Raw genomic sequence first — 25,356 nt, 5'->3', positions numbered from 1 at the left:
GGGGGGGGGGGGGGGGGGGGGGGGGGCGCCCCCGCTCCCCGGGCGCGCCCCCACCCCAGCCCTAGCACGAGAACAAACACCATGGCCGTCCGCGAAGGCAGTCTCGAGGCGCCCACGCGCCATCCGATCGACTGGAAGAACCCCGACTACCACGACGAGGAGAAGTGCTTCCAGGAGCTGGAGCGCATCTTCGACATCTGCCATGGCTGCCGCCGCTGCGTGAGCCTGTGCCGCTCCTTCCCGACGCTGTTCGACCTGGTGGACGCGGGCAAGACCGGCGAAGTCGATGCCGTGGAAAAGCAGGACTACTGGAAGGTGGTCGACCACTGCTACCTCTGCGACCTGTGCTACATGACCAAGTGCCCCTACGTGCCGCCGCACCAGTGGAACGTGGACTACCCGCACACCATGCTGCGCGCCAAGGCCATCAAGTTCCGCAAGGGTGGCGTCGATGCCGGCGCCAGGCTGCTGGCCTCCACCGACGTGCATGGCCAGTTCGCCGGCATCCCGATCGTCACGCAGCTCGCCAATGCGGTGAGCCATACGAAGACGGCGCGCGCGGCGATGGAGAAGACGCTGCACGTCGACCGCGATGCCTGGCTGCCGTCGCTGGCGACGCGGCGCTTCCGCAGTGCCGCCCCGAAATCGGCTGACGTGCCCGTCAAGGACGGCGAGCGCACGCCGGGCAAGGTGGCCGTCTACGCGACCTGCTACGTGAACTACAACGAGCCGGGCATCGGCCTGGACCTGCTGAAGGTCCTGAAGCACAACGACATCCCGTATGTCGTCGTGAACAAGGAGAAGTGCTGCGGCATGCCCAAGCTGGAGCTCGGCGACCTGGAATCGGTGGACGCGAGCAAGCGTGCCAACATCCCCGTGCTGGCGAAGTACGCCCGCGAGGGCTGGGCGATCGTGTCGCCGGTGCCCAGCTGCACGCTGATGTTCAAGCAGGAGATCCCGCTGATGTACCCGGACGATGCCGACGTGCAGGCCGTCAAGGCGGCGATGTGGGACCCGTTCGACTACCTCACCTCGCGCCGGCGCGACGGCCTGCTCAAGACGGAGTTCCCCAAGCCGCTCGGCAAGGTGAGCTACCACGTGCCCTGCCACCAGCGGGTGCAGAACATCGGCCGCAAGACCGAGGAGCTGCTCAAGATGGTCCCCGGCACCTCCGTGCACACCAACGAGCGCTGCTCCGGCCACGCCGGCACCTATGGGGTCAAGAAGCCCACCCACGCGGCGGCGATGCAGATCGGCAAGCCCCTGTTCAAGCGGATGGCCGAACACCCGCAGGGCGGCGCGCCCGACTACATCAGCTCGGATTGCGCGCTCGCCGGGCACCACATCGCCCAGGGCTTCGACGTCAACGCCCTGGGCACGCCGCAGCTGCAGCATCCGCTGACGCTGCTGCGCATTGCCTACGGACTGGAATGACCATGCAACTCACGGGCAGGATCACGGCCGACAGCCTGATGACGCTGGAAGCCTATGCGAAGTGGCGCAAGGCGCACCAGTCCGAGGTGATCGCGCACCGCAAGCTGCGCAGCGTCGCGCTCGGCGAGCACATCAACGTGCAGTTCGAAAGCGAGCTCACGATGCGCTACCAGGTCCAGGAGATGCTGCGCATCGAGAAGATCTTCGAGGAGGAAGGCATCCAGCAGGAGATCGATGCCTATGCCCCGCTGGTGCCGGACGGCGGCAACTGGAAGGCGACGATGATGATCGAGTACCCCGACGAGAACGAGCGCCGGCGCGAGCTGGCGCGGCTGATCGGGGTGGAGGACCGCATGTTCGTCGAGGTGGAGGGCCACGAGCGCGTCTACGCGATCGCCGACGAGGACCTGGACCGCGAGAACGACGAGAAGACCTCGTCGGTGCACTTCCTGCGCTTCGAGCTCACGCCCGCGATGCGCGAGGCAGTGAAGGCGGGGGCGGGGGTGAAGCTGGGGTGCGACCACACGAACTATCCGGCGCATGTGGCGCTGGGGGCGGAGACGCTGGCTTCGCTGGCGGGGGACTTGAAATGACGCGGCGGGTCTCGTAGGCTGGTGGTGAGCCGCGGAGCGCGCGAACCCCAGCGCTTGCGCGCATCGCTGGGCTTTCGCTAGCGCTCCAGCGCCAGCCTACGAATACCGCACCCGCGATCACCGCACCAGCGATCGCCGCACCCGCGATCACCGCACCCGTGATCACCGCACCCGCGATCACCGCACCCGCGATCACCGCACCAGCGATCACCGCACCACCGATCGCCGCACCGCTACACCGGCGAGAAGAGATCCACCCGGTCCGTGATGATCCCGTCCGTCCCCAGCGCGACCAGCCGCTGCGCCGCCCACTCGTCGTTCACCGTGTAGCTCAGGCACCGCATCCCCGCGCCGTGCACCTGCGCCACCGTGTGCGCATCCCACAGCGCGTGGTTGCACACGATGGCCACGCCATCGAGCGAACGGGCGACGTCGAACCAACCCTCCCACAGCGTGTCGAGCAGCAGCCCGCGCGGCAGCTCGGGCCGCGCCGCCTGCGCCGCCTGCAGCGACTCGGGGCGGAACGACGTCAGCAGCGGCGGCACCGCCTCCTTCGCCCAGAGCCGCGCCGCGTACTGCGCCACCACTTCGCCGGTCTGGCGTTCGTGCCCCGGGGTCGGCTTGATCTCCACGTTCAGCAGGTAGCGGTTCGCGATGCAGAAGCGCGCGACGTTCTCGAAGGTGGGCAGGGGCTCGCCCGCGAAGGCGCGCGAATGCCAGCTGCCCGCGTCCAGGCGCGCCAGCTGGTCCCACGGCTGGTCGCCGCCGAGGCCGACGCCGTTGGTCGTGCGTTCCAGCGTCGCATCGTGCATCAGGAAGGGCACGCCGTCGGCCGAGAGCTTCACGTCGCACTCGAACATGCGATAGCCCTGCGCGGCACCGAAGCGGAAGGCGGCGAGCGTGTTCTCCGGCGCGACCTTGCCCGCGCCGCGATGCGCGATCCAGCGTGGATACGGCCAGTGCTTCACGCTGCGATCCTCCTGCCGCTGCTCGCGTCGAACCAGTGCACCCGGTCCTCGCGCGGCCGCACGCGGATCACCTGGCCCGCGGACGGCACCGGCTGGTTCTCTTCCACCCGCACGATGACCTGTTCCTCGCCCACGCGGCCGTAGATCAGGCGCTCGGCGCCGAGCATCTCCACCGTTTCGGTGCGCACTTCCCAGCCGCTGTCGCCCACGTCCAGATGCTCCGGACGCACGCCGAGCAGCGCGCCCGCGCGGCCGCCGGGAACGTCCTTGAGCAGGTTCATGGGCGGCGAGCCGATGAAGCTGGCGACGAAGGTCGATGCGGGGCGGTGGTACACCTCCTCGGGCGTGCCGAACTGCTCCATGCGGCCGGCGTTCATCACGATCATGCGCTGCGCCAGGGTCATGGCCTCCACCTGGTCGTGCGTGACGAACAGCGACGTGATGCCCAGCTCGCGGTGCAGCTTCTGGATCTCGATGCGGGTCTGCGCGCGCAGCTTCGCGTCCAGGTTCGACAGCGGCTCGTCGAACAGGAACACCTGGGGCTGGCGCACGATCGCGCGCCCCATGGCCACGCGCTGGCGCTGGCCGCCGGAGAGCTGGCGCGGCGTGCGTTCCAGCAGGTGGCCGAGTTCCAGGATGCCGGCGGCCTTGTCCACGCGCGCGCGGATCTCCTCGACCGGCAGCTTGCGGATCTTCAGCCCGTAGGCCATGTTGTCGAACACGCTCATGTGCGGGTACAGCGCGTAGTTCTGGAACACCATCGCGATGTCGCGCTCCGCCGGCTCGAGTTCGTTGACCACGCGGCCGCCGATCGAGATCTCGCCGCCGCTGACTTCCTCCAGCCCCGCGACCATGCGCAGCAGCGTGGACTTGCCGCAGCCGGAAGGCCCCACGATCACCACGAACTCGTGGTCGGCGATCTCGGCGTCCAGCCCGTGGACCACCTGCAGTTGCTGCTTGCCTTTTCCGTAGCGCTTGACGACGTTCTTCAGGGAGATGGCTGCCATTTTCTTAGTCAGTTGGAGACAGGGCAGACGATTGCTCCGCAATCTCCTGGCCTGTCACGCAATGTCATTACTTCTCGGTGTCGACGAGGCCCTTGACGAACCACTTCTGCATCAGGACGATGACGATGGCGGGCGGCAGCATCGCGAGCATCGCGGTGGCCATCACCGCGCCCCATTCGGTCTGCGCGTCGCCGCCGGAAATCATGCGCTTGATGCCGATCACCACCGGGTACATGTCCTCGCTGGTGGTCACCAGCAGGGGCCAGAGATACTGGTTCCAGCCGTAGATGAACTGGATCACGAACAGGGCCGCCATCGAGGTCTTGGACAGCGGCAGCAGCACGTCCTTGAAGAAGCGCATCGGCCCGGCGCCGTCCATGCGCGCCGCCTCCAGCAGTTCGTCGGGCACGGTCAGGAAGAACTGGCGGAACAGGAAGGTCGCCGTGGCCGAGGCGATCAGCGGCACGGTGAGCCCCGCGTAGGTATTGAGCATGCCCAGGTCCGACACGACCTTGTAGGTGGGCGCGATGCGCACCTCCACCGGCAGCATCAGCGTGACGAAGATGGCCCAGAAGAAGAACTGGCGGGCGGGGAAGCGGAAGTAGATCAGCGCGAAGGCCGACAGCAGCGAGATCGCGATCTTGCCGATCGAGATGACCAGCGCGCTCACCAGGCTCACCGTCATCATGCGGCCCACCGCCGCCTTGGAGCCCCCGCCGCCCTGGGTGCCGGTGAGGACCGCGGCATAGTTCTCCACCATGTGCGTGCCGGGCAGCAGCGGCATCGGGGGATGGATGATGTCCTGGTTGCTGTGCGTGGAGGCCACGAACGTGATGTACACGGGCAGGGCCACGATCAGCACGCCGATCACGAGGATGACGTGCGACAGGAAGGTGAGGACGGGGCGGCGTTCGATCATCATGGGGTCGCCCTCAGTAGTTGACCTTCTTCTCGATGAAGCGGAACTGCAGGACCGTGAGCACGACCACGATGGCCATCAGCACCACGGACTGCGCGGCGGAGGCGCCGAGGTCCATCGCCTTGAAGGCGTCGTAGTACACCTTGTAGACCAGGATCGCCGTGTCCTTGCCCGGCCCGCCCTGCGTGGCGGCGTCGACGATCGCGAAGGTGTCGAAGAAGGCGTAGATGACGTTGATCACCAGCAGGAAGAACGTGGTGGGCGAGAGCAGCGGGAACTGGATGGTCCAGAAGCGCCGCCACGGGTGCGCGCCGTCGATCGCGGCCGCCTCGATCAGCGAGTGCGGGATCGACTGCAGGCCGGCCAGGAAGAACAGGAAGTTGTACGAGAGGTGCTTCCACACCGCCGCCATCACGATCAGGGCCATCGCCTGGTTGCCGTTCAGCAGGCTGTTCCACTCGTAGCCCCACTCGCGCAGCAGGTAGGACACGATGCCCACGCTGGGGGCGAACATGAACAGCCACAGCACGCCCGCCACCGCCGGTGCGACGGCGTAGGGCCAGATCAGCAGCGCGCGGTAGAAGCCGCTGCCCTTGATGACGCGGTCGGCGAACACGGCCAGCAGCAGCGACAGCGCGATGCCGAAGAAGGCGACCAGCACCGAGAACACCGCGGTGGTCCAGAACGAGGCGACGTAGGTCGGGTCGTTCCACAGGTTGCGGAAGTTCTCCAGGCCGACCCATTCGACCGAGGTGCCGAAGGCGTCCGACTGCTGCACCGACTGCACCAGGGCCTGGGCCGCAGGCCAGAAGAAGAAGACCAGGATGACGGCGAACTGCGGCGCCAGCAGCACCCAGGGAAGCCAGGACGATCGGAAAACGACGCGCTTTTCGGCAGCCATTGCTGTAATGAGCGAACTCGGGACGCCTGTTTATACGACGAAGCCCTCCCCCGCCTGGCGGGGGAGGGTCGGGGAGGGGGTGCCGTCAGCGCCGCCGCAGGACGGTTCAAAAGGGGGTCAAGTCCTCAGGACTTGACCCCCTTTTGAAACCGCTCCAGCAGCTCGTTGCCGCGCGTGACGATCGAGTCCAGCGCCTCCTTGGCCGTCTTCTTGCCGTTCCACACCTGTTCGAGTTCCTCGTCCTCGATGGTGCGGATCTGCACGTAGTTGCCCAGGCGGATGCCGCGCGACTTGTCGGTGACCTTGCGGATCATCTGGTTGACCGCCGTGTCCGTGCCCGGGTTCTGCTTGTAGAAGCCGGACTTCTCGGTCAGGTGGTAGGCCGCCATGGTGATGGGCAGGTAGCCGGTGCGCTTGTGGCTCTCGGACTGGATCTCCGGGCTGGAGAGGAAGTTGAAGAACTTCGCCACGCCCTTGTATTCGTCGGGCTTCTTGCCGGCCAGCACCCACAGGCTGGCGCCGCCGATCACGGTGTTCTGCGGCGCGCCGGGCACGTCGGGGTAGTAGGGCAGGGTGGAGACGGCGAAGTCGAACTTGGCGTTCTTCTTCACGTTGCCGTAGAAGCCCGAGGACGTGGTGATCATGGCGCACTCGCCCGAGACGAAGCTGGCCTCGGGCACGTTGGCGCGGCCCTTGTAGATGAACAGGCCGTTCTTGGCCATGTTGCCCAGGTTCTCGATGTGGCGCACGTGCAGGGGCGAGTTCGCCTTCAGGCGCGCATCCCACCCGGCCAGGCCGTTGCTCTTCGTGGCCAGTTCCACGTTGTGCCAGGTGGAGAAGCTCTCCAGCTGCGTCCAGCCTTGCCAGGCGGTGGTGAACGGGCACTTGTGGCCGCTGGCCTTGAGCTTGGCGGCGGCCAGCGCCACCTCGGGCCAGGTGGTGGGCGGCTTGTTCGTGTCGAGGCCGGCGGCCTTGAACGCATCCTTGTTGATGTAGAAGACGGTCGTCGAGCTGTTCAGGGGAAAGCTCAGCATCTGCCCGTTCGGCGCGGTGTAGTAGCCGGCCACGGCGGGCACGTAGGCGCTCGGGTCGAACTTGTAGCCCGCATCCTTCATGACCTGGCCGACGGGGATGCTCACGCCCTTGCTGGCCATCATGGTGGCGGTGCCGACCTCGAACACCTGCAGGATGTGCGGCGCCTGGCCGGCGCGGAAGGCGGCGACCGCGGCGGTGAAGGACACGTCGTAGCTGCCCTTGTACGTCGGGACCACCTTGTATTCCTTCTGGCTCGCGTTGAACTGAGCCGCCAGGTCGTTCACCCATTCGCCATTGACGGCCGTCATGGAATGCCACCACTGGATCTCCGTCTGCGCCTGCGCGGACGCGGCCCCCCACAGGACGGCGGCTACCGCCAGCGCGGAAAACTTGGATTTCATGCAGTCACTCTCCTTCACGATGCGTGGAGTCTTCGACTCTACGATTTGTTTGTGGCGCGGATTAGACAGTCGGGGTACCCCGGCAGCAAGCGGGTTTCCCATACCTGCGCCCCAGCGGCTTGCTGCGCTGCGGTACCATCCCCTCTCAGCCGAGTCCGCATTGTTGGCTGACGTTGCACTGACAGAATGAACGCGCCGACGACACTCGAACAACTCATGGCCGCGGCGGATGGCGAAGCCCCCCGCCTGCGCGAGATCCCGTACAACTACACCTCGTTCTCCGACCGCGAGATCGTGATCCGGGTGCTGGGCTCCCGCGCCTGGGACGTCCTGAACCGCCTGCGCGAGGAACGCCGCACCGGCCGCTCCGCCCGCATGCTGTACGAAGTGCTGGGGGACATCTGGGTCGTCCAGCGCAATCCCTACCTGCAGGACGACCTGCTGGACAACCCCAAGCGGCGCAAGCTCCTGGTCGAGGCCCTGCACCATCGCCTGAGCGAGATCGGCAAGCGCCGCGATCCCCAGGGCGACCCGCAGCGCGACGCGCTGGTGGGCGAACTGCTGCAGGCCGCCGGGGCCGCGGTGCACCGGTTCGACGCCGCGTTCACCGAGACGGCCGAACTGCGCGCGCGCACGCAGCGCCTGCTGCGCCGCTACACGCGCAAGGACAACATCAAGTTCGACGGCATGTCGCGCGTGTCGCACGTGACGGATGCCACCGACTGGCGCGTCGAGTACCCCTTCGTGGTCCTCACGCCCGACACCGAGGCCGAGATGGCCGGCCTGGTCAAGGGCTGCATCGAGCTGGGCCTGACCATCATCCCGCGCGGGGGCGGCACCGGCTACACCGGCGGCGCGATCCCGCTCACGTGGAAGAGCGCGGTGATCAACACCGAGAAGCTCGAGGCGATGACGGAGGTCGAGCGCGTGGCGATCGGCGGCCATGCCGAGCCCGTGGCGACGATCTGGACCGAGGCGGGCGTGGTCACGCAGCGCGTGTCCGACGCGGCAGAACGCGCCGGCTTCGTGTTCGCCGTCGACCCGACGTCGGCCGAGGCCTCCTGCATCGGCGGCAACGTCGCCATGAACGCCGGCGGCAAGAAGGCGGTGCTGTGGGGCACCGCGCTGGACAACCTCGTGTCCTGGCGCATGGTCACGCCCGATGCCGAGTGGCTGGAGGTGGTCCGCCTGGACCACAACCTCGGCAAGATCCACGACGCCCCGGTCGCGACTTTCGAGCTGCGCTGGTTCGCCGCGGCGAGCAAGGTCGACTGGAACAAGCCCGCGCGCACCGAGCGGCTGGAGATCCCCGGCTCGCGCTTCCGCAAGGAAGGCCTGGGCAAGGACGTCACCGACAAGTTCCTCTCCGGCCTGCCGGGCATCCAGAAGGAAGGCTGCGACGGCCTGATCACCAGCGCGCGCTGGGTGGTGCACCGCATGCCGCAGCACACCCGCACGGTGTGCCTGGAGTTCTTCGGCAATGCGCGCGACGCAGTGCCCAGCATCGTCGAGATCAAGGACTTCATGTTCGCCGAGCAGAAGCGCTCCGGCGTCGTGCTGGCGGGACTGGAACACCTCGATGACCGCTACCTGAAGGCGGTGGGCTACACGACGAAGTCCAAGCGTGCGGTGCTGCCCAAGATGGTCCTGGTCGGCGACATCGCCGGCGACGACCCGGACGCGGTGGCCCGCGCCACCTCCGAGGTGGTGCGGCTGGCCAACTCGCGCAGCGGCGAGGGCTTCATCGCCATCAGCCCGGAGGCGCGCAAGAAGTTCTGGCTCGATCGCAAGCGCACCGCCGCGATCAGCAAGCACACCAACGCCTTCAAGATCAACGAGGACGTGGTGATCCCGCTGCCGCGGATGGCGGAGTACACCGACGGCATCGAGCGCATCAACATCGAACTGAGCCTGCGCAACAAGATCGCGCTGGCCAACGAGCTCGAGTTCTTCTTCACCCGCGGTAGCCTGCCGCTGGGCCGGCAGGACGACGCCGGCGAGATCCCCTCGGCCGAACTTCTGGAAGACCGCGTGCAGCAGGCCGTGGCGCTGGTGCGCGAGGTGCGCGCGCAGTGGCAGGACTGGCACGACAACGCCGACGCTCTGTTTGCGCAGCTGCAGGACCACACGCTGCGCGCGAGCTGGAAGACGCAGATCCGCGCGCCGCTGGCGCACATCTTCACCGGCAATGCCTTCACGGCCATCCTCGCCGAGGTGAGCGCGATCCACCAGCGCGTGCTCAAGGGCCGCGTGTGGGTGGCGCTGCACATGCACGCGGGCGACGGCAACGTGCACACCAACATCCCGGTCAACAGCGACGACTACCAGATGCTGCAGACCGCGCACGAGGCCGTGAAGCGCATCATGCTGCTGGCGCGCTCGCTCGACGGCGTGATCTCGGGCGAGCACGGCATCGGCATCACCAAGCTCGAATTCCTCACCGACGAGGAGATCGCGCCCTTCGCGGACTACAAGCAGCGGGTCGACCCGCAGGGCCGCTTCAACAAGGGCAAGCTGCTGCGGCCCTCCGAGGCCGGCACCGTGGACGCCGACATGTCGGTGTACGCGGACCTGACCAACGCCTACACGCCGTCCTTCGGCCTGATGGGGCACGAGTCGATCATCATGCAGCAGTCCGACATCGGCGCCATCGCCGATTCGATCAAGGACTGCCTGCGCTGCGGCAAGTGCAAGCCGGTGTGCGCCACCCATGTGCCGCGCGCCAACCTGCTCTATAGCCCGCGCAACAAGATCCTGGCGACCTCGCTGCTGGTGGAAGCGTTCCTGTACGAGGAGCAGACGCGCCGCGGCGTCTCGATCAAGCACTGGGAGGAGTTCGAGGACGTCTCCGAGCACTGCACGGTGTGCCACAAGTGCCTCAACCCGTGCCCGGTGAAGATCGACTTCGGCGACGTGTCGATGAACATGCGCAACCTGCTGCGCAAGATGGGGCAGAAGAGCTTCCGCCCCGGCAGCGCCGCGGCGATGCTGATGCTCAACGCCACCAATCCCGAGTCGATCAAGATGCTGCGCACGGCGGTGATCGGCGTGGGCTACAAGGCGCAGCGCCTGGGCAACACGCTGATGCGCGGGCTGGCGCACTTCCAGGTCACCGCGCCGCCCGAGACGCACATGCCCGCCCCGATCAAGGAGCAGGTGGTGCACTTCGTGAACAAGAAGCTGCCGGGCGGCCTGCCGACCAAGACGGCGCGCGCGCTGCTGGACATCGAGGACAAGAACTACGTCCCGATCATCCGTGACCCGAAGGCCACCACCGCCGAGAGCGAGGCGGTCTTCTACTTCCCGGGCTGCGGCTCCGAACGCCTGTTCTCGCAGGTGGGCCTGGCCACGCAGGCCATGCTGTGGCACGCCGGCGTGCAGACGGTGCTGCCCCCGGGTTACCTGTGCTGCGGCTACCCGCAGCGCGGCGCCGGCCAGTTCGACAAGGCCGAGAAGATGATCACGGACAACCGGGTGCTGTTCCACCGGGTGGCCAACACGCTGAACTACCTGGACATCAAGACCGTGGTGGTGTCCTGCGGCACCTGCTACGACCAGCTCCAGGGCTACGAGTTCGACCAGATCTTCCCCGGCTGCCGCATCATCGACATCCACGAGTACCTGCTGGAAAAGGGCATCAAGCTCGAAGGCGCCGGCGGGTACCTGTTCCACGACCCCTGCCATTCGCCGATGAAGCTGCAGGATCCCCTGAAGACCGTCAAGGCGCTGGTCGGCGACAACGTGCGCAAGTCCGAGCGCTGCTGCGGCGAGTCCGGCACGCTGGCGGTGGCGCGGCCCGACATCTCCACGCAGGTCCGTTTCCGCAAGGAGGAGGAGCTGCGCAAGGACGAGGCCGCGCTGCGCGCTTCCGGCACGGTGGGCGAGAAGGGCAACATCAAGATCCTCACCAGCTGCCCCAGCTGCCTGCAGGGCATGCACCGCTACAGCCACGACCTGCAGAACGGCCTGCTGGAGGCCGACTACATCGTGGTCGAGATGGCGAGCAGGATCCTGGGGGCGGACTGGATGAAGGAGTACGTGCGCGCCGCTAACGCCGGCGGGATCGAGCGCGTGCTGGTATGAGCGTCGCCGGGCCGCCCCAAGACGCGAAGGCCCCCCCGGGGGGCAGCGCAGTACACGAAGTGACAAGCGTGGGGGCTCCATGACCACGGGCTGTCCCCTTTGCGACGGTGTCGGCGGTCGGGTCGTGGTGCAGGCGCAACGGTGGCGCATCGTCCATGCGAACGAGCCCGGCTTCCCGGCTTTCTACCGCCTGGTCTGGCAGGAACACGTGCGCGAGTTCTCCCAGCTGCCCGCCGCCGAGCGTGCGGAGTGCGTGGAGACGCTGGTCGCGATGGAGCAGGCCATGCTGCGTCACGTCCGGCCGGACAAGGTCAATCTCGCCGCGCTGGGCAATGCCGTGCCGCACCTGCACTGGCACGTGATCGGCCGTTTCGCCCAGGACAGCCACTTCCCCGGCGCCGTGTGGGCGCAGCCGCAGCGCGGCGCCGATCCGGCGCTGTTGCAGCTGGTGGACGGCCGCCTCGCTGCCTTCGAGCAGGAGTTGCGCGCCCTGCTGCCGCGCCCCGCCTGAAAATGGGCGATGCGGCGTGAAATCCGGCACGACCCCCGCTCTCACTCCTCCATGAGAGCAAGTTCGGTCTCAGCCGCAAGCGTGTATAACTCGGAAAGTCAAGCGCTCCGGCGGCAACGCCGGTTACCGGAGGTACGCATGCGCGCCGCACAACTCGCATTCCAATGGCTTGCATCCCTGGCCACCGTCGGCTTCCTGCTGGCTTCACCCGTCCAGGCACAGACTGCCGCCGGTGAGGTCGAGTTCTCCCGGGGCGTCGGCTTCGCCCAGAGCCCGGGCGAGACGCCCCGTACGCTCGGCCGCGGCCTGCCGCTCAAGGAAGGCGACCGGCTGACCACCTCCGACGGCGGCTCGGCGATCATCAAGCTGGCCGACGGCACGCGGATGACGATCCGGCCGAACACGGAAATGGTCCTGCAGCAGTACCAGTTCCGCGACAACGCGCCCGACAACAGCTTCCTGATGCAGATGGTGCGCGGCGGCTTCCGCGCCGTCACCGGCCTGATCTCCAAGGGTTCGCCCAACGCGGCTCGCATCCAGACCAACACGGCCACGATCGGCATCCGCGGCACCGACTTCGACGCCCGCCTGTGCGCGCGCGATTGCGCGGCCGAGTCGGCGGCCATCCCCGAGACCGCGCGTCCCAACGCCGTGCAGGCCAGCGCCAAGGTGATCAATTCCCAGGGCGAGATCTTCGCCGTGGACGGCGCCGGCCAGCGCCGCCGGCTGGTGGACGGCGGCAGCGTCTATCCGGGCGACGTGGTGGAAACGGCGCGCGGCGCCCAGGCCGTGCTGGCCTTCCGCGACGACTCGCGCATCACGCTCGGCTCGCAGACGCGCTTTCGCGTCGACAACTTCGTCTACGACGAGCAGAACGCCGGCGAGGGCCGCTTCCTGGTGTCGATCCTGCGCGGCTCGGTGCGCGCGCTCACGGGCCTGATCGGCAAGGCGAACAACCGCAATGTCGGCTTCAGCACGGCGACCGCGACGATCGGCGTCCGCGGCACCGGTGCGGACATCGTGTGCACCGGCGGCTGCGCGAACGAGATCGCCTCCTTCGGCGGCGGCGACGGCCTCACGGTGTGGTCCTGGCTCGGCACCGTCGTCGTCACGCCGCAGGGCCAGACGGCGCAGCAGGTGCTGCAGGCCGGCCAGGGCCTGTTCATCTCGCCGCAGGGAATCCGGCCGGTGGACACGCAGCCGCCGATGGAAGGCACCCGCCCCGACCAGGTGAACGTGCCGCCCAAGCTGTTCGCGACGACGGGCGTGTCGGACGCGGAGCAAGGCCTGTTCGTGTTCGTGCGCGACGGCCACATCGAGATCGCCAGCGCGCGCGAGGTGCTGCACCTGGGCAAGGGCGAAGCCGGCTTCGCGGGCCTCGGTGGCGAAACCGCCCGCCCGTCGCTGATCCCGAAGTTCATCGAGTTCGACCGGATGCCGCTGCCCACGGCGCGCAACCCGATGCTCACCACGGTCCTCGGCGAGTCCGGCATCCGCAGCGCGAACGTCTGCAAGTAGGCGCGCCTCCACCGAAGGGAGGGCGCGCCTCCCCCAGCGGGGCGGGTGACAAACAGCATGCCCGCGGCCACAATGGCCGCCCGAGAGAGAAGAACGAGAGAGAGCGGGAAGAAACATGAGACGAGGCACTCCCACGCCGCTCGCCGCGCGGCTCCTTGCGCTCGCGGCGCTCGCGGCCGGCTCCGCCGGCGCCCAGCAGTCCCCGGCTCCCGCGCCTGCGCGCCCCACGCCTCCCATGGCGCAACCCGCCGCCCCGGCGGTGTTCCCCATCCGCGGCTTCCAGCTCGAAGGCGAGAACCCGATCGGCGAGGCGGCGGCCCAGCGCGTGCTGGCCCCCTACGTGCGTCCCGATGCCACGCTGGCCACCCTGCAGCAGGCCACCGCCGCCCTCGAGGCCGCCTTCCGCGCCGCCGGCTTCGGCCTGCACCGCGTCGCGCTGCTGCCGCAGGAAGTGGGGCAGACGGTCAGGCTCGCCGTCGTCAAGTTCGCGGTGGGCAAGGTGGACATCGAAGGCCGCCAGATCTACGACGTGGAGAACATCCGCCGCACGCTGCCGGAACTGCGCGAAGGGGAGAGCCCGAACTTCAAGCGGCTGGCGGTGCAGACCGCGATCGCCAACGAGAACCCGAACAAGCAGGTGCAGGTGGGGCTGCGCGAGTCGGACGAGCCGGACAAGATCGACGCCACCATCACCGTGCGCGAGCTGCGGCCCTGGACGCTCGGCCTGGCGGCCTCCAACGCGGGTTCGGCCTCCACCGGGCGTGACCGCGTGACCCTCACGGCGGGCCACACCAACCTGTTCAACCGCGACCACCAGTTCATCGGCGCCTATACCACCTCGTTGCAGCGCACCAGCGACGTCCGGCAACTGGGCCTGGCGTACAAGGTGCCGCTGTACGGCGCCGGCGGCGTGATCGGCGCCAGCTACACCCGCTCCGACGTGGTGGGCAACTTCGGCGCCTTCACCAGCACCGGCGCCGGCCACACGCTGGGCCTGAGCTACACCCTGTACCTGGCGCCGCAGGGCGGCCGGCGCAGCTACGTGAGCCTGGGCCTGGACGACAAGGTGTTCGACGCCGCCAAGATCAACGACATCGTCGCGCCCGGCGCGCTCGACCGCCGCAGCCGCCCGATCACCCTGGGCTACACCGCGCGCACCGAGACCGACCGCGCCATCTGGGGCTACAACGCGGAGATCGCGGCCAACACCGGCTCCGGCGCCCACAACGACCTGCCGTCCTACCAGAGCGAGGACCCGCGCATAGACACCATCCGCTGGAAGGCCCTGCGCGGCGGCGCCAGCTACACCGCGCCGCTGGCGCAGACGTGGCTGTGGTCGCTGCGCTCGCTGTACCAGTACAGCCCCGACGTGCTGATCTCCGGCGAGCAGTTCGGCCTGGGCGGCCTCGGCTCCGTGCGCGGCACGGACATCGAGCGGCCGATCTCCGGCGACAAGGGCCTCTCCGCCACGCTCGAAGTCACCACGCCGGAGCTGCTGGCGGGCCTGCGGCTGCTCGGCTTCGTGGACGCCGGCTGGCTCTGGAACAACAAGCCCAACGGCTTCAACAAGCCGTCGTCGGACCGGCTCGCCAGCGTGGGCATCGGCCTGCGCTACGCCATCGGGGGCTTCGGCGCCTCCCTGGACTACGGGCGCATCGTGCAGGGCAGCAAGGTGCCGCTGGCGCTGAACTCGAATTCGCCGCAGAACGGCGACGATCGTTTCTATATCAACCTCTCGTATCGCTTCTAGGCCCTCCGAACGGCCGCGCTGCGCTTAAACTGGCACCATGGCCGGTTTGCGCAGCGAGACTCCTTCCCCCGAATCCATCACCCTGCATGGCGCTTCGCGCGTGCTGGAGGTCGGCTTTGCCGACGGTTCGGTGTTCCGCCTTCCCTTCGAGCTGTTGCGCGTGTATTCGCCCTCGGCCGAGGTGCAGGGGCACGGCCCCGGGCAGGAGGTGCTGCAGACCGGCAAGCGCACGGTCGACATCGTGGAGCTGGAGCCGATCGGCAACTACGCCGTCAAGCCCGTGTTCTCCGACGGCCACGACAGCGGCATCTATTCCTGGGACTACCTGTACCACCTCGGCTCCCAGCAGGCGCAGCTCTGGCAGGACTACGAACGCCGCCTGCAGGAAGCCGGCGCCGACCGCGACGCCCCCATGCCCGCCAAGGCGGGCCACTCCTGCGGCCACTGAGGACAGCAAAGAGATGAGCGAGACCCACTTCGGCTTCCAGACCGTCGAGGAGCGCGAGAAGGCCCGGCGCGTGCGGGGCGTCTTCGATTCGGTCGCCCCCAGCTACGACGTCATGAACGACCTGATGTCGCTCGGCCTGCACCGCGCCTGGAAGGCCTACACGGTGCTGTGCGCCGACCTCAAGCCGGGCCAGCGCGTGCTGGACATCGCGGGCGGCACCGGCGACCTGGCCCAGGCCTTCGCCAGCAAGGTCGGCAGCACCGGCATGGTCGTCCACACGGACATCAACGCCTCCATGCTGCGCGTGGGACGCGACCGCCTGCTCGATGCCGGCCTCGTCCTGCCCACCCTGGTGTGCGATGCGGAGAAACTGCCCTTCGCCCGCGACAGCTTCGACCGGGTGAGCGTCGGCTTCGGCCTGCGCAACATGACGCACAAGGACAAGGCCCTGGCCGAGATGCACCGCGTGCTCAAGCCCGGGGGCAAGCTGCTGGTGCTGGAGTTTTCCAAGGTTGCGCGCCCGCTCGAAAAGGCGTACGACTGGTACTCCTTCAACGTGCTGCCGCGGCTGGGCCGCTTCATCGCGCGCGACGAGGCGAGCTACCGCTACCTGGCCGAGTCGATCCGCATGCATCCCGGCCAGGAAGAGCTCAAGGGCATGATGAAGATGGCCGGCTTCGGCCACGTGGACTACCACAACCTGACGGCGGGCGTCGCGGCCCTGCACGTTGGAATCAAGTGCTGAGCCCCCATCTGGGCAGGCAAAGGAGTGCGACCATGAAGATCTTGACCGTGATGCTGGCGATGGCCCTGGCCTTCGGTGCGATGGATGCCGATGCCGCGCGCCGGTTCGGCGGCGGAGGCTCCATCGGCCGCCAGTCGTCCAACGTGACGCAGCGCCAGGCCACGCCGCCGGCGGTGGCACCGGCGCCGTCCAACGTGCAGCAGCAGCGCAGCCCGACGGCCCAGCCCGGCGCGCCGGCCACGCCGGCGCAGCAGCCGGCCCGCAGCCGCTGGGGCGGCATGCTGGGCGGCCTGGCCGCGGGCCTGGGGCTCGCCTGGCTGGCGCATTCCCTCGGCTTCGGCGCCGGCTTCGGCCAGTTCCTGCTGTTCGCGCTCCTGGCGCTGGTGGGCCTGGCCGTGTTCGGCATGATGCGCGCGCGGCGCCAGCAGGCCGCGCAGGGCTATGCGTACCAGGCGGCCGGCACCAGTGCCGATGCACCCGCGCCCCTGCGCCAGTACAACCCGGCGAAGGTGGGCAACGATGCCTCCGCGCGTCCCTGGGAGTCCACCTTCGGCGCCGAACAGGCCGCGCCGGCGGGCGGCGTGCGCATCGGCTCGGCGCTGGAAGGCCAGGGCAACGTACTGGCCGGCTCGCAGAACTGGGGCGTGCCCGCGGGCTTCGACGCCGACGGCTTCCTGCAGGCGGCCAAGCGCAACTTCACGACGCTGCAAAGCGCGTGGGACCGCGGCGACATGAGCACGCTGCGCAGCATGATGACCGACGAGATGCTCGCCGAGGTGCGCAAGCAGATGGCGGACCGCGAGCGCGAGCCGCAGGCCGCTTCGCAGCGCACCGAGGTGGAGATGCTCGAGGCGCAGCTGCTCGGGATCGAGGAGCTCGCCACCGAGTACATGGCCAGCGTGGAGTTCTCCGGCATGATCCGCGAGGAGCCCTCGGCCGGCCCCGCGCCGTTCCGCGAGGTGTGGAACATGGTCAAGCCGAAGGACGGCACCGCGGGCTGGCTGGTCGCAGGAGTGCAGGCGCTCCAGTAGCCGGCCGTCGGGCGCCCGGCGCCGTGACGCGATAATCGGGGGATGGCCACACCATCCCCCGCTTCGTTTCTGGACCAGATCATTGAACGCGCCGGCAAGCTGCTGCAGCCGCCGTCGTGGATGGTGGAGGAGATGCAGCGCCGCATCGTGCTGATGCTCAACCACGTGCTGCAGCAGGAGCCCGAGGCACAGGCGCGCCTGAAACGGCAGGCGGGCCGCGTCGTCGAGGCGCATTGGCGCGTGTTCAGCGTCCGGCTGCAGGCCACGCCGGCCGGGCTGCTGGACCTGGGCCCGATCACGCAGAACCCCGACCTCACCCTGACCTTCACCGACGAGTCGCCGCTGTCGCTCGCGCAGGCCGCCCTGCGCGGCGAGAAGCCGGGCGTGCGCATCGCCGGCGACGTGCAGCTCGCCGCCGAGGTGCAGTGGCTGGTCGACCACGTCCGCTGGGACCTCGAGGAGGACCTCGCGCGCGTGTTCGGCGATGCGCCGGCCCATGCCGTCGCCACGGCGGCGCGCCGCATGGCCGAAGCCGTGCGCGGCTTCGTCGGCCGCGGCAGCGCCCCGGCAGGCCCCGGCACGTCCGGCACGCCGGGCGCGCCCGGCGCGCCCGGCGGCCCCAGCACTCCGGGGCAGGCCGGCGGATGACGCGCTACCTGCGCGCCGCCTTCATCCTCTGGGTGATCCTGCGCTACGGGCTGGACGAGCTGGCGCTCTCCGGCTTCCGCGTGACGCGCGGACTCGCGCGGCTCGTGCGGCTGGGACGCCGCATCACCGCCCCGCGCGGCCAGCGCCTGCGGCAGGCTTTCGAGCACCTGGGGCCGATCTTCGTCAAGTTCGGCCAGGTGCTGTCCACGCGGCGCGACCTGTTGCCGCAGGACATCGCCGACGAGCTCTCGCTGCTGCAGGACCGGGTGCCGCCGTTCCCGTCGGAAGTCGCGGTGGCCACGATCGAGCGCGCGTTCCGGCGCCCCATCGACACCGTCTTCGAGAGCTTCGAGCGCGAGCCGGTGGCCAGCGCCTCGATCGCGCAGGTGCACTTCGCCACCCTGCGCCTGCGCACGGGGGAGCTCAAGCAGGTCGCCGTGAAGGTGCTGCGCCCCGGCGTGCTGCCGGTGATCGACAAGGACCTGGACCTGATGCGCATGATGGCGCGCTGGGTCGAACGCCTGTCCTCCGACGCCCGCCGCCTGAAGCCGCGCGAGGTGGTCGCCGAGTTTGACAAGTACCTGCACGACGAGCTGGACCTGGTGCGCGAGGCCGCCAACGCCGCGCAACTGCGCCGCAACATGGCCGGCCTGCACCTGGTGCTGATCCCGGAGATGTACTGGGACTTCGTGCACCCGGAAGTGATCGTGATGGAGCGCATGGACGGCGTTCCGATCAGCCAGGTGGATCGCCTGGTCGGCGCCGGCGTGGACCTGCGCCAGCTCGCGCGCGACGGCGTGACGATCTTCTTCACCCAGGTGTTCCGCGACGGCTTCTTCCACGCCGACATGCACCCGGGCAACATCCAGGTGAGCCTGGCGCAGGGCACCTTCGGCCGCTACATCTCGCTGGACTTCGGCATCATCGGCACGCTGACGGAGTACGACAAGGAATACCTGGCGCAGAACTTCACGGCCTTCTTCCGCCGCGACTACAAGCGGGTGGCCGAACTGCACATCGAATCGGGCTGGGTGCCCCCGGGGACGCGCGTCGACGAACTCGAAGGCGCCGTGCGCACCGTCTGCGAGCCGTACTTCGACCGGCCGCTCAAGGAGATCTCGCTGGGCATGGTGCTGATGCGCCTGTTCCAGATGTCGCGCCGCTTCAACGTCGACATCCAGCCGCAGCTCGTGCTGCTGCAGAAGACGCTCCTGAACATCGAAGGCCTGGGCCGCCAGCTCGATCCGGAGCTGGACCTGTGGAACACCGCCAAGCCTTTCCTGGAACGCTGGATGCTGGACCAGGTGGGCCCGCACAAGCTCTGGGAGGAACTGCGCGACCAGGCCCCGCGCTACGCCAAGATCCTGCCGGAACTGCCGCACCTGATCCACAAGTACCTGCGGCGCGAACGCGGGCTGCTGCGCCACGAGGCCGACGAACTGGTCGCCGAACTCAAGCGCACCAACCGGCTGCTGCAGGGGATCATCTACGGCGGCGTGGGCTTCGCGCTCGGGCTGATCGTGATGCAGTTCGTCGTGCGCATCCGCCTGTTCTGAGCTTCTTGCCCCTTTGCCACGGTCGGGCATAATTCCGACGCCCGAATGGGACGGGCGCGCCGATTGCCCTGGGGGTCGACCATGAATTACACGCTGATCACCTTCGTCGTCCTGTACCTGCTGGGGACGCTCGCCATCGGCGTCTGGGCAGGCACGCGCATCAAGAACACCAGCGACTTCGCGATCGCCGGCCGCAGCCTGCCGCTGATCATGGTCGTCACGACGACGTTCGCGACCTGGTTCGGTGCGGAAACGGTCATGGGCATCCCCGCCAAGTTCGTGCAGGGCGGCCTGGGCGCCATCGTGGAAGACCCGTTCGGCGCCGGCACCTGCCTGATCCTGGTCGGCCTGTTCTTCGCGGCCAGGCTTTACCGGCAGAACCTGCTGACCATCGGCGACTTCTACCGCCAGCGTTACGGGCGCGGCATCGAGGTGTTCTGCTCCAGCGCGATCATCCTGAGCTACCTGGGCTGGGTGGCGGCGCAGATCACCGCGCTGGGCCTGGTGTTCTCCGTGCTCACCAACGGCGCCATGTCCGAGACCACGGGCATGATCGTCGGCACCCTGGCGGTGCTGATCTACGTGGTGATCGGCGGCTTCCTGGCGGTGGCCTGGACGGACTTCATCCAGATGATCGTGCTGGTCGTCGGCCTGTCGATCATCGCCATGTTCTCCGCCGACCTCGCCGGCGGCACCGGCAAGGTGCTGGCCTCGATCGAGTCGCAGAACCTGTGGCGCTTCCTGCCGCCGCCGAACTTCACCGAGATCGCGATGTTCGTCGGCGCGGGGCTGACCATGATGCTGGGGAGCATCCCGCAGCAGGACGTGTTCCAGCGCGTCATGTCGGCCCGCAACGCCGAGACGGCGCGCAACGGCGCGGTGATCGGCGGCGTCTCGTACATCCTGTTCGCCTTCGTGCCGATGTTCATCGTGGCCAGCGCCGTGGTGGTGATGGGCGACGGCGCCCTGGAGATGGCGCGCAACGACTACCAGCGCGTGCTGCCCACCTTCGTGCTGACGAAGATGCCGCTGGTAATGCAGATCCTGTTCTTCGGCGCGCTGCTGTCGGCGATCAAGAGCACGTCCTCCGCGACGCTGCTGGCGCCTTCCACCAGCTTCGTCGAGAACATCCTGAAGAACCTGCGCCCCGGCATGACGGACAAGCAGCAGCTGTTCGCGATGCGAGCGACGATCGTGACCTTCACCGCCCTGGTGCTGGCCTATGCGATCGCGATGAAGGGCATGCCGATCTACGACCTGGTGTCGGCGGCCTACCAGGTCACCCTGGTCGGCGCCTTCGTGCCGCTGGTGATGGGCCTGTACTGGAAGCGCGCCACCACCCAGGGGGCGATCTGCTCGGTGGCCTTCGGGGTGGGCGTCTGGCTGCTGTTCTTCCCGCAGGTCGGCGGCGATCATCTCGCCCACCTGTTCCCGGGGCAGCTAGCGGGCCTGCTGGCCGGCTTCGCGGGCATGGTGGTCGGCTCGATCCTGCCGCAGAAGCTGCGCAACCGGCACGAGTCGGTGCACCACGTGGCGGGGCTGCCGGCGACGCAGCAGGCGCGCTAGCAAGCCCCGGGCCCCCGCCTGCGCCGGGGCGACGGGGGTTGAGTTCGGCCCTGCCGACTATAATTGAAGGCTTTGCATCAGACCTCCTGACCAAGCCATGCCCATCTACGCTTACAAGTGCGGCTCCTGTGGCCATGCCAAGGATGTTCTGCAGAAGATTTCCGACCCCGCCCTGAGCACCTGCCCCGAGTGCGGTGCGGGCACGTTCGCCAAGCAGATCACGGCGGCGGGCTTCCAGCTCAAGGGCTCGGGCTGGTACGCCACCGATTTCCGCGGCGGCGCCGGCGCCCCCGCCGCCAAGTCCGAGGACAAGCCTGCCGACAGCGGCAAGGGCGAGGCCACCCCGGCGTCCCCCAAGCCGGAGACGCCCAGCGCGTCCGCCGGCGGCTGCGGCGCCTCCTGCGCCTGCCACTGAGAGAAATGATGCCCCCACGCTCCCCCACTGCGTGTGGGTCGCTGCCCCCCGAGGGGGCTTCAGCCTCCTTGAGACGGCTCGGCGGAGGCTGAATGCACGCCTTGCGCAAGTGGCTGCTGGCGGGGCTGCTCGTCATGGTGCCGGTGGCCGTCACGGTCGCCGTGCTGCGCTGGGTCATCGACACCCTCGACCAGACGCTGCTGATCCTGCCCACCGACTGGCAGCCGGAGCATGTGCTGGGCCTGCGCATCCCCGGGCTGGGCGTGGTGCTCACGCTGGCCATCCTGCTGCTGGTGGGCGCGATCGCCAGCAACTTCATTGGCAAGAAGCTCGTCAACTTCGGCGACCGCATCGTCGCGCGCATCCCGGTCGTGCGCGGCATCTATTCCAGCGTCAAGCAGGTCTCGGACACGCTGTTCTCCGAGAGCGGCAATGCCTTCCGCACGGCGGTGCTGGTGCAGTGGCCGCGCGCGGACGTCTGGACCATCGCCTTCGTCACCGGCACCCCCGGCGGCGACGTCACCACCTACCTGCGCGGGGACGAATACGTCAGCGTCTACGTGCCCACCACGCCGAACCCCACCGGCGGCTATTTCGTGATGCTGCGCAAGAGCGACTGCATCGAACTGAAGATGAGCGTCGACGAGGCGCTCAAGTACGTCGTCTCCATGGGCGTCGTCTCCCCCAGAATCTCCACCTGAACCCGAAGAAGGACGCGGCGCCGCAAGGTGGCCGCGGGATGTCCGTGACTGCTCAATCCATGCGTACCACCTATTGCGGCCTGGTGACCGAGGCCCTGCTGGGCCAGACCGTCACCCTGTGCGGCTGGGTGAACCGCCGCCGCGACCACGGCGGCGTGATCTTCGTCGACCTGCGCGACCGCGAAGGCTACGTGCAGGTGGTGTGCGACCCGGACCGCCCGGACATGTTCAAGGCGGCCGAAGGCCTGCGCAACGAGTTCTGCATCCAGGTCAAGGGCCTGGTGCGCGCGCGTCCCGCCGGCACCGTCAACGAGAACTTGAAGAGCGGCAGGATCGAGGTCCTGTGCCACGAGCTGACCGTGCTGAACCCCTCGGTCACGCCCCCCTTCCAGCTCGATGACGAGAACCTGTCGGAGACCACGCGCCTGATGCACCGCGTGCTGGACCTGCGCCGCCCGTACATGCAGAACAACCTGATGCTGCGCTACCGGGTGACGATGGAAGTGCGCAAGTTCATGGACGCCAACGGCTTCATCGACATCGAGACGCCGATGCTGACCAAGTCCACGCCGGAAGGCGCGCGCGACTATCTGGTGCCCTCGCGCGTGCACGACGGCATGTTCTTCGCACTGCCGCAGTCGCCCCAGCTGTTCAAGCAGCTGCTGATGGTCTCCGGCTTCGACCGCTACTACCAGATCACCAAGTGCTTCCGCGACGAGGACCTGCGCGCGGACCGCCAGCCCGAGTTCACGCAGATCGACGTCGAGACCTCCTTCATGCTGGAGGAAGAGATCCGCGCCATGTTCGAGGGCATGATCCGCAGCACGTTCAAGAACGTGATCAACGTCGACCTGCCGCCGTTCCCGGTGATGAAGCACGCCGACGCCATGCGCCTCTATGGTTCCGACAAGCCGGACCTGCGCGTCAAGCTCGAATTCACCGAACTCACCGACGTGATGAAGGACGTCGACTTCAAGGTGTTCTCCGGCCCGGCCAACGCCGAGGACGGCCGCGTGGTCGGCCTGCGCGTGCCGCACGGCGCCGAGATGAGCCGCGGCGAGATCGACGGCTACACCGAGTTCGTGAAGATCTACGGCGCCAAGGGCCTGGCCTGGGTGAAGGTCAACGACGTGGGGGCGGGGCGCGACGGCCTGCAGTCGCCGATCGTGAAGAACCTGCACGACGCCGCCATCGCCGAGATCCTCAAGCGCACGGGCGCGCGCAACGGCGACCTCGTCTTCTTCGGCGCCGACAAGTCCAAGGTGGTCAACGACGCCATCGGCGCGCTGCGCGTGAAGGTGGGCCACAGCGAGTTCGGCAAGTCGCACGGCCTGACCGAAGGCCAGTGGCAGCCGCTGTGGGTGGTCGACTTCCCGATGTTCGAGTTCGACGAGGACGCGCAGCGCTGGAACGCGGTGCACCACCCCTTCACCTCGCCCAAGGAGGGCCACGAGGACTGGCTGGAGACCGATCCGGGCCGCTGCGTGGCCAAGGCCTACGACGCGGTGCTCAATGGCATCGAGCTGGGCGGCGGCTCGGTGCGGATCCACCGCGAGGACGTGCAGAGCAAGGTGTTCCGCGCGCTGAAGATCGGCGAGGAGGAAGCCAAGGCGAAATTCGGCTTCCTGCTGGACGCGCTGCAGTACGGCGCGCCGCCGCACGGCGGCATCGCCATCGGCCTGGACCGCTTCGTGATGCTGATGACGGGCGCCGAGTCGCTGCGCGACGTGATCGCCTTCCCGAAGACCCAGCGCGCGCAGGACCTGCTGACCCAGGCGCCGGGCCCGGTCGACGAGAAGCAGCTGCGCGAACTGCACATCCGCCTGCGCAACCTGCCGGGGGCGTAGGAAGGGATTTGCTCCCTCCCCTCCGGGGGGAGGGCCAGGGTGGGGGGCGCTCGCGGCAGCGCCCCTTTCCACGGGGCCTGCGGCAGAATGAACCTGCCCCATGTCCAAGCCCTACAAGATCCCGCTCTCGGTCCTCGTGGTGATCCACACGCCGGGCCTCGACGTGCTGCTGATCAACCGCACCGATTCCCCCGGCCACTGGCAGTCCGTCACGGGCTCCAAGGACCACGAGGACGAAGCCTTGCAGCAGACCGCGATCCGCGAGGTGCGCGAGGAAACCGGGATCGACTGCGCCATCGGCAGGCTCGCCGACTGGGGCCTCGAGAACGTCTACGACATCTACCCGCAGTACCTGCACCGCTACGCGCCGGGCGTCACGCGCAACCGCGAGCACGTCTTCGGCCTGTGCGTGCCGGCCGGCACGCCGGTGACGCTGAACCCGCGCGAGCACACGGCGTACCAGTGGCTGCCATACCGGAAGGCGGCCGATACCTGCTTCTCGCCCTCGAATGCGGAAGCGATCCTGATGCTGCCAGAATTCATGCAATGAGCCTGCTACGGGTCGCCACCTACAACATCCACAAGGGCGTGCAGGGCCTCGGCCCCGTGCGCAGGCTCGAGATCCACAACCTCGGGCACGCGGTGGAGCAGCTCGACGCCGATGTCGTGTGCCTGCAGGAAGTGCGCAAGGTCCACCGCCGCGAGGAGCGCTACTTCACCCAGTGGCCCGAGCTGCCGCAGGCCGAGTTCCTGTGCCCGGAGGGCTACTTCGCGGTCTACCAGACCAACGCGCGCACCCGGCACGGCGAGCACGGCAACGCGCTGCTATCGCGCTGGCCGGTGGTGTCGCAGGGCCACGAGGACATGTCGGACCACCGCTTCGAGCAGCGCGGACTGCTGCACGTCCAGGTGGAGGTCAAGCGCCGCAACGTGCACGTGATCGTGCTCCACCTGGGCCTGATCGCCGGCAGCCGGCTGCGGCAGATCGAGCAGCTGGGCCGCTACATCGAGCGCGAGGTGCCGAGGAAGGCGCCGCTGGTGGTGGCGGGCGACCTCAACGACTGGGGCGCGAAGCTGCGGCCGGCGATGCACAAGCTGGGCCTGCAGGACTTCGTGGGCGAGCGGGCCAACACGTATCCCTCGCGCCTGCCGATCACGCAGCTGGATTTCGTCTATGCGCGCGGCATGAAGCCGGCGGGCCTGCAGGTGCCCCGCGGCCGGATCTGGTGGCGCATGTCGGACCACCTGCCCCTGATCGCCGACTTCAAGCTGTAGGCCG

The 25,356-nt window shown here is 68.4% G+C and carries 22 protein-coding genes; 17 read left to right on the top strand and 5 right to left on the bottom strand.

Going from position 1 to position 25,356, the window contains the following annotated elements:
- Positions 1–81 precede the first annotated feature (81 nt).
- Together WG923_RS23055 and WG923_RS23050 are read left to right on the top strand one after the other, a co-directional pair.
- Positions 82–1,434 carry a (Fe-S)-binding protein gene (locus tag WG923_RS23055; RefSeq protein ID WP_340353349.1) on the top strand — a complete coding sequence of 451 codons (1,353 nt, stop codon included), beginning with the start codon at positions 82–84 and terminating at the stop codon, positions 1,432–1,434.
- A gap of 2 nt (positions 1,435–1,436) precedes the next feature.
- Positions 1,437–2,027, top strand: coding sequence for a DUF3501 family protein (locus WG923_RS23050; RefSeq protein ID WP_340353348.1), 591 nt, complete (start codon positions 1,437–1,439; stop codon positions 2,025–2,027).
- Positions 2,028–2,260: 233 nt separating this feature from the next.
- Here the strand turns inward: WG923_RS23050 and ugpQ are convergent, their stop codons facing one another.
- From ugpQ to ugpB, 5 genes are all read right to left on the bottom strand, one after another.
- Positions 2,261–2,995: a glycerophosphodiester phosphodiesterase gene (gene ugpQ, locus WG923_RS23045; RefSeq protein WP_340353347.1), complete on the bottom strand. Its 735-nt coding sequence runs from the start codon at positions 2,993–2,995 to the stop codon at positions 2,261–2,263.
- On the bottom strand, positions 2,992–4,002 hold the full coding sequence (gene ugpC / locus WG923_RS23040; protein ID WP_340353346.1) for a sn-glycerol-3-phosphate ABC transporter ATP-binding protein UgpC: 1,011 nt from the start codon (positions 4,000–4,002) through the stop codon (positions 2,992–2,994). The genes ugpQ and ugpC overlap by 4 nt, the downstream gene beginning before the upstream one ends.
- A 67-nt stretch (positions 4,003–4,069) precedes the next feature.
- Complete coding sequence (ugpE, locus tag WG923_RS23035; RefSeq protein WP_340353355.1) at positions 4,070–4,921, bottom strand: sn-glycerol-3-phosphate ABC transporter permease UgpE; 852 nt, start codon at positions 4,919–4,921, stop codon at positions 4,070–4,072.
- 13 nt (positions 4,922–4,934) lie between these two features.
- Positions 4,935–5,822: a sn-glycerol-3-phosphate ABC transporter permease UgpA gene (gene ugpA / locus WG923_RS23030; RefSeq protein ID WP_340353345.1), complete on the bottom strand. Its 888-nt coding sequence runs from the start codon at positions 5,820–5,822 to the stop codon at positions 4,935–4,937.
- A gap of 125 nt (positions 5,823–5,947) precedes the next feature.
- On the bottom strand, positions 5,948–7,258 hold the full coding sequence (ugpB, locus tag WG923_RS23025) for a sn-glycerol-3-phosphate ABC transporter substrate-binding protein UgpB (RefSeq protein ID WP_340353344.1): 1,311 nt from the start codon (positions 7,256–7,258) through the stop codon (positions 5,948–5,950).
- Between the two features lie 186 nt (positions 7,259–7,444).
- Between ugpB and WG923_RS23020 the strand changes: the two genes are divergently transcribed.
- The 15 genes from WG923_RS23020 to WG923_RS22950 all read left to right on the top strand — a co-directional run bounded on the left by WG923_RS23020 (position 7,445) and on the right by WG923_RS22950 (position 25,352).
- On the top strand, positions 7,445–11,341 hold the full coding sequence (locus WG923_RS23020) for an FAD/FMN-binding oxidoreductase (RefSeq protein ID WP_340353343.1): 3,897 nt from the start codon (positions 7,445–7,447) through the stop codon (positions 11,339–11,341).
- 79 nt (positions 11,342–11,420) lie between these two features.
- Positions 11,421–11,852 carry an HIT family protein gene (locus tag WG923_RS23015; RefSeq protein ID WP_340353342.1) on the top strand — a complete coding sequence of 144 codons (432 nt, stop codon included), beginning with the start codon at positions 11,421–11,423 and terminating at the stop codon, positions 11,850–11,852.
- 138 nt (positions 11,853–11,990) lie between these two features.
- On the top strand, positions 11,991–13,370 hold the full coding sequence (locus WG923_RS23010; protein ID WP_340353341.1) for a FecR family protein: 1,380 nt from the start codon (positions 11,991–11,993) through the stop codon (positions 13,368–13,370).
- Positions 13,371–13,485: 115 nt separating this feature from the next.
- On the top strand, positions 13,486–15,120 hold the full coding sequence (locus WG923_RS23005; protein WP_340353340.1) for a ShlB/FhaC/HecB family hemolysin secretion/activation protein: 1,635 nt from the start codon (positions 13,486–13,488) through the stop codon (positions 15,118–15,120).
- Positions 15,121–15,157: 37 nt separating this feature from the next.
- Positions 15,158–15,568: a DUF971 domain-containing protein gene (locus WG923_RS23000; RefSeq protein WP_340353339.1), complete on the top strand. Its 411-nt coding sequence runs from the start codon at positions 15,158–15,160 to the stop codon at positions 15,566–15,568.
- Between the two features lie 13 nt (positions 15,569–15,581).
- Positions 15,582–16,313 carry a bifunctional demethylmenaquinone methyltransferase/2-methoxy-6-polyprenyl-1,4-benzoquinol methylase UbiE gene (gene ubiE / locus WG923_RS22995; protein ID WP_340353338.1) on the top strand — a complete coding sequence of 244 codons (732 nt, stop codon included), beginning with the start codon at positions 15,582–15,584 and terminating at the stop codon, positions 16,311–16,313.
- 32 nt (positions 16,314–16,345) lie between these two features.
- On the top strand, positions 16,346–17,344 hold the full coding sequence (locus tag WG923_RS22990) for a Tim44 domain-containing protein (protein ID WP_340353337.1): 999 nt from the start codon (positions 16,346–16,348) through the stop codon (positions 17,342–17,344).
- Positions 17,345–17,386: 42 nt separating this feature from the next.
- Entirely contained in the window at positions 17,387–17,992 is a 606-nt protein-coding gene (locus WG923_RS22985) for a hypothetical protein (RefSeq protein ID WP_340353336.1), read from the top strand.
- The gene (gene ubiB / locus WG923_RS22980; RefSeq protein ID WP_340353335.1) at positions 17,989–19,548 is read left to right on the top strand and encodes a ubiquinone biosynthesis regulatory protein kinase UbiB; all 1,560 of its coding nucleotides are present in this window, start codon (positions 17,989–17,991) and stop codon (positions 19,546–19,548) included. The genes WG923_RS22985 and ubiB overlap by 4 nt, the downstream gene beginning before the upstream one ends.
- 81 nt (positions 19,549–19,629) lie before the next feature.
- Entirely contained in the window at positions 19,630–21,114 is a 1,485-nt protein-coding gene (locus WG923_RS22975; protein WP_340353334.1) for a sodium:solute symporter family protein, read from the top strand.
- 97 nt (positions 21,115–21,211) lie between these two features.
- The gene (locus WG923_RS22970) at positions 21,212–21,529 is read left to right on the top strand and encodes an FmdB family zinc ribbon protein (protein ID WP_340353333.1); all 318 of its coding nucleotides are present in this window, start codon (positions 21,212–21,214) and stop codon (positions 21,527–21,529) included.
- A gap of 92 nt (positions 21,530–21,621) precedes the next feature.
- The gene (locus WG923_RS22965; protein ID WP_340353332.1) at positions 21,622–22,230 is read left to right on the top strand and encodes a DUF502 domain-containing protein; all 609 of its coding nucleotides are present in this window, start codon (positions 21,622–21,624) and stop codon (positions 22,228–22,230) included.
- Positions 22,231–22,289: 59 nt separating this feature from the next.
- Positions 22,290–24,077, top strand: a complete 1,788-nt coding sequence (aspS, locus tag WG923_RS22960) for an aspartate--tRNA ligase (RefSeq protein WP_340353331.1) — start codon at positions 22,290–22,292, stop codon at positions 24,075–24,077.
- A 100-nt stretch (positions 24,078–24,177) separates the two neighbouring features.
- The gene (gene nudB / locus WG923_RS22955; RefSeq protein ID WP_340353330.1) at positions 24,178–24,627 is read left to right on the top strand and encodes a dihydroneopterin triphosphate diphosphatase; all 450 of its coding nucleotides are present in this window, start codon (positions 24,178–24,180) and stop codon (positions 24,625–24,627) included.
- Entirely contained in the window at positions 24,624–25,352 is a 729-nt protein-coding gene (locus tag WG923_RS22950; protein ID WP_340353329.1) for an endonuclease/exonuclease/phosphatase family protein, read from the top strand. The genes nudB and WG923_RS22950 overlap by 4 nt, the downstream gene beginning before the upstream one ends.
- The last annotated feature ends 4 nt before the right edge of the window (positions 25,353–25,356 follow it).

This window comes from Ramlibacter sp. AN1133, assembly GCF_037890035.1.
In the GTDB taxonomy this organism is placed as follows: Bacteria; Pseudomonadota; Gammaproteobacteria; order Burkholderiales; family Burkholderiaceae_C; genus Ramlibacter.
This window is presented reverse-complemented; position numbering and strand designations above follow the sequence as displayed.